This window comes from Alphaproteobacteria bacterium, from assembly GCA_018662925.1.
Taxonomy (GTDB): Bacteria; Pseudomonadota; Alphaproteobacteria; order 16-39-46; family JABJFC01; genus JABJFC01.
Window position 1 is genome coordinate 1 of sequence record JABJFC010000073.1, and the last position, 4,387, is coordinate 4,387.

The following is a 4,387-nucleotide window of genomic DNA, read 5'->3' on the forward strand; positions in this document are numbered from 1 at the left end:
AAACAGGGGAAAATTGCGCGTGAAGACCAGAAAAACAGTTAAAATTGTGCCTTATGGATTGATCAGTGCAAAAAAATATCATTCTTATCCTTGCATCCTCCGTGAAACTTCCGCACTTTCATAATTTTGCAATTTGCTCAGAAGATTGCGTTTCGGCAGTTACTTTGTGTCCATTTATCCAACAAATCCAGTTGTGCTCGTCTCTAAATATGATGCCTTCGAGGGCTAAGCTGTCCGGTGGAATATAATCTAGCTTTCCCCACAATTCTTTCATTTCATCGGGTGTGAAGAAGGGGGAATTGTGTTGATTCTCTCCAAGGGCGTGGTTTTGGAACACTGAGAACACTGTAAGACACAGAAATATTACCTTAATCATTTTGCGTCTCCGTAGCTAATCCAGAAGAAATGAAATTCGGCTTCAATACGGGAGTTGTGTCCGGCTTTTCGTGAGATAGTCAGGCTTTGAGGTTTTATTAAACCTGGTGCATTCAAGAGAAATCTGTGAAGAAAAATATAGATCTCCCAATCATATTTCCTTTTCAAAAGAAATTGCCCAGGCGTCGTTATTTTCCAGGACTGTTTCGATTCCAAATATGTTTTTGTTTCGGGTGAAAGACTATATTCTATGCGAGGGGAGCCTTTTTTGTAGGCCAATCTTTCAATAAAGGTTCCAAAGGTAATGCGATTTTGAGGATCCAATATCCCGCGCTTTTTCATGTGGCTATAGGCAGTAGCATCCTTGTCTAGATATTCTTGGAAACTGTCCCTTTCAAGCAGTTCTGATTTTTGCTTTTCCACGATTCTCATGATGCTATTCAGTTTTTGAAAAAGAGGGTGTTTTTCAGTTTCTAAGACGTACACGCCGCCCACAATCAAACTAGTGGTGCTTATGAATAAAAAAAGTGGCCATAGAAGGAAACGCAGCACAATCATTACTTGTCACCGATTGTGAATTCGATTTGCCCTCGAGAGGAGCCTTTTCCTGAAAACAGTTGCGTGTTACCGGAATCAAAAGGAAGTTTTGGCGTCGAAAAAAAATTCCAAGGAACGTTGCCTTTAACTCTTTGAACGACTTCACTAAATGATGCCAGTGCTTGCGTGCGTTTTGAAAAGGATCGTGTTGCTTGGAGATCCAAGGAAAACTTTTGATCACTGGTCCAGGATAGTTTGTCCAGGTGCCAAACTTTACTTACTTCCTTTGCAAGGATTGTCAGTATTGGCAGTGGAGAGACAATGGTTTTCGTTTCCTCCTGGTAGGATTTCAAAATAGTTTTGGCTGTTTGAGCTTGTGAAAAGTTTTTTTCAGAAACTGGCTGCCCATTTTTGAGGCGTAGATGTAATTGTTCTGATTCTGAGGTTGCACTTGCAAGTGTTTGACGTGCTTTTGTGAGAGTCAGGAGGTTCAAAAAGCCATAGCAGATACCGACCCCTATAAGGAAAAGAGTTATCCATTTGATGAAAGAGGGCGCTAAACGAAGGCATCTTATTTTCGGGCTATTTTGTGCCAGTATATCGAGGAATGGTCTTTTCTTTCGGGAAAACCATTGCCCGTGAATTGCATCGGCATAGAGCCCATTTGGTTCAATGTTTAAGGTTTTATCCAAATATTGGCCTACTTCATAGGGTGAGAACTTGTAAACGGTCATTTTTTCGATTTCTTCAGGAAATTGTTCCAAGATTCCTGGAGGGGAAATCAAGATAATAGAGGTGCTTTCAGCTGTTTCAGAAGATTTCTTTTGGAAATTTTTAATGGTTTGAGATATTTCTTTTTCTATAACTTTCGACATTTCTTTCGTAGGCAGCTGTGTTGAGATGGGGGACACTTTATGAAAAGTGAAGCCCCCTCTATTGCTGACAATCGTGCAGAGTCCATCTGATTCCAACAGACTTACCAAGAAAATTAGGGGAGGTTCTGAAAGTTGCATTTTTGAGAATAGAAAACTTCCCAAATCTTGAGATTCAAGGGGAAGGAGCCCTGAAGAAAGTATGGGAAGATTCGGTTTTTCATTTAAGGGAGGGATGGCAGCGAGTATATATTGTTGTTTGTTTTTAAAGGAAAACTTAGAAATACGAGTAGCTCTTGAGAGATATTGGGGACCAAATTCCAATGTTAACTGTTGCTTAATGACTTTTTTATAATGCCAATAGGAAAAGAGGGATTTAGGAGCGGGGAGTGTTACGAGTTTATATTGCAGCTCAGCTCCATTCATTAATAGTTGCACAGGATATTTCTTGTGGGGTGTGGGATTTAAATTATCGTTGTCTGGTTTTGTATTAAATGGCCCGTCCCTTAAAGTTCCATTTAAAGACGCGTGAGGAGGAAAGAGTAGTTTCCTCTTACTTTTCGTAATGAGAACATTTTTGAGCTGTCCTAGAATAATAGTTTGAAGTCCCTTCATGATACCTCAAGATTCAACAAGTTTTCATAAAGGGGTATGAAAAAGGCAACCACCACCCAACCCAAAATTGCACCAACTAAAAGAGTCAAAAGAGGACCCACTGATTTGAGGGATTTGTTTAACTGATTTTGAATAATTTGTTGATAGCGCTCACAGGAAACTTCCAATGCTTCAGAAAGAGCTCCAGTATTTTCTCCTAGCTGGATCATTCGTAGGTCAAAGGATGAGAAGAGTTGTGTTTTTTCAAAGGCGCGCGCAATAGGTATTCCCGTTTCGATCCACAGGGGGATTTTGTTTAGTTGCTCTTGGAGAAAGAGGTTGGTTACGGGAAGGGATGCAAGGGAAAAGCACTTTAATATATTGATTTTGTTAAGAAACAATAAGTTGAATCCATATAAAAAGCGATAGAGATGAATATTTTTAGTCAGAGGACCAATAAGGGGAACTTTAAGTTTCAGTTGGTCAATCTTTCTGTGAAATTTGGGATCCATTTTTTTTGCTGTAACGATGAAGAGCAGGGCACCCATGAGGGAAAACAGCAAGTTATAACCCCATTCTTGAAGGAAAACAGTGCCAAAAATAAGAGCTTGTGTTGTGCCAGAGGGAGTTTGGTTCAACATGGATAAGAACTGCATGAGTGGAGGTGAGAGATAATGTGTCAAGAAAATGATGAGTCCAGATAATAAAATAAGGAGATAAATGGGATAGCGGACTGCTGCGATAAGTTGCTGAACTACGTTTTCGACCCATTTAAGATGTTGAGATAATTGGGTTAGGGCTGTTTCATAGCGACCAGTTTCTTCAGAAATTTTTAAAAGATTTACCCAAACTTGATCAAATAACTGGGGGTGCTTGGCACAGGCCTGGCTAAACAAGATGCCAGAACATATATCTACGTATAGTGAGTGGCAGGTGGGGGCAAAAGGGGAAGATTTGTCATGCTGAAAAACTTCCCAAAGGGCTTTGTCCAGACCAACGTCAGCTCGAAGCATATGGGTTAAATGAAAGCACATTTCTATAAGAAAGAGTCTCTTTTTCCTTGCAGATGTAAGATGTTTTCCAAAAATACTAGGAATGCTCCAATCGTTGAATGAAATTGGAAAAAGACCAACCTTTTCTAAAATGCGTCTCAACTCATGCCTGTTATGAGCGTATAATAGGCCTGTTTTAACGTAACCAGTTTTGGTGAGAGCCTTATATCGAAACAGGGTCATAGCACGTACTTATTAACCTCTGACAGGCTGGTTTCATGGGAGAAAAGCTTTTGACAGGCATCTTGCTTGAGGGATAGAAAAGTATTTGATTTGGCGGCCGTACGCAGTTTTTCCACGGGAGCGTTTGAAGCAATGAGGGAATTGAGTGTGTTATCAATGGGGAGAATTTCAATCAGAGGACGCCTGCCATGATATCCCGTTTGATTGCACTTGAGGCATCCTGTTGGATGGGCGAGTGAGAGGGGTTGTCCACATAGACTCGAGCTGTCTTTGGAAGGCTGGGAAACCTTCAATTCCTTACAGGAATTGCATAATTTGCGAACAAGTCTTTGGGCAAGGATCCCCGAAACATTATCTGCCATCAAGGATGCTGAGATGCCAAGTTCTCGTAACCGTTGAAGGGTACTAAAACAGTCATTCGTGTGGAGTGTCGAGAAAACTTGATGTCCTGTCATAGCGGCTCGAAAGGCCATTTTGGCTGTTTCTTCGTCTCTGATTTCGCTGATAAAAATGATATCTGGATCCTGATGTAGGATAGATTTAAGCCCCTGGGCATAACTGAGATAACCCCCTTCTTTGAGCTCTGTTTGTCGAATAATTGGCAGTTTATATTCGATTGGATTTTCCAAAGTTACTAGAGCAAATTGCAAAATTAGGTGAGTGAGTTAATTTTTGTTGTCTTTAAGAAGCGACAAACCAGACAAAAATACCAGGTCCTCCTGTTATTGGGGTTTAATAAGGAAAGATAAAAAGCCAAACTAATCTCAACAACAG

The 4,387-nt window shown here is 40.5% G+C and carries 5 protein-coding genes; all 5 read right to left on the bottom strand.

The annotated features are described in order from the left end of the window. Positions 1–118: 118 nt before the first annotated feature. Genes HOL16_06135 through tadA form a run of 5 tightly spaced genes read right to left on the bottom strand, consistent with a single transcriptional unit; the run spans position 119 to position 4,242 of the window. The gene (locus tag HOL16_06135) at positions 119–376 is read right to left on the bottom strand and encodes a hypothetical protein (protein ID MBT5390265.1); all 258 of its coding nucleotides are present in this window, start codon (positions 374–376) and stop codon (positions 119–121) included. Beyond that, positions 373–933: a hypothetical protein gene (locus HOL16_06140; protein ID MBT5390266.1), complete on the bottom strand. Its 561-nt coding sequence runs from the start codon at positions 931–933 to the stop codon at positions 373–375. The genes HOL16_06135 and HOL16_06140 overlap by 4 nt, the downstream gene beginning before the upstream one ends. Then, positions 933–2,399, bottom strand: coding sequence for a hypothetical protein (locus tag HOL16_06145; protein MBT5390267.1), 1,467 nt, complete (start codon positions 2,397–2,399; stop codon positions 933–935). The genes HOL16_06140 and HOL16_06145 overlap by 1 nt, the downstream gene beginning before the upstream one ends. Then, a complete protein-coding gene (locus tag HOL16_06150) occupies positions 2,396–3,613 on the bottom strand; it encodes a type II secretion system F family protein (protein MBT5390268.1) in 1,218 nt (405 codons plus the stop codon). The genes HOL16_06145 and HOL16_06150 overlap by 4 nt, the downstream gene beginning before the upstream one ends. Further along, on the bottom strand, positions 3,610–4,242 hold the full coding sequence (gene tadA, locus HOL16_06155; protein MBT5390269.1) for a Flp pilus assembly complex ATPase component TadA: 633 nt from the start codon (positions 4,240–4,242) through the stop codon (positions 3,610–3,612). The genes HOL16_06150 and tadA overlap by 4 nt, the downstream gene beginning before the upstream one ends. Between the last annotated feature and the right edge of the window lie 145 nt (positions 4,243–4,387).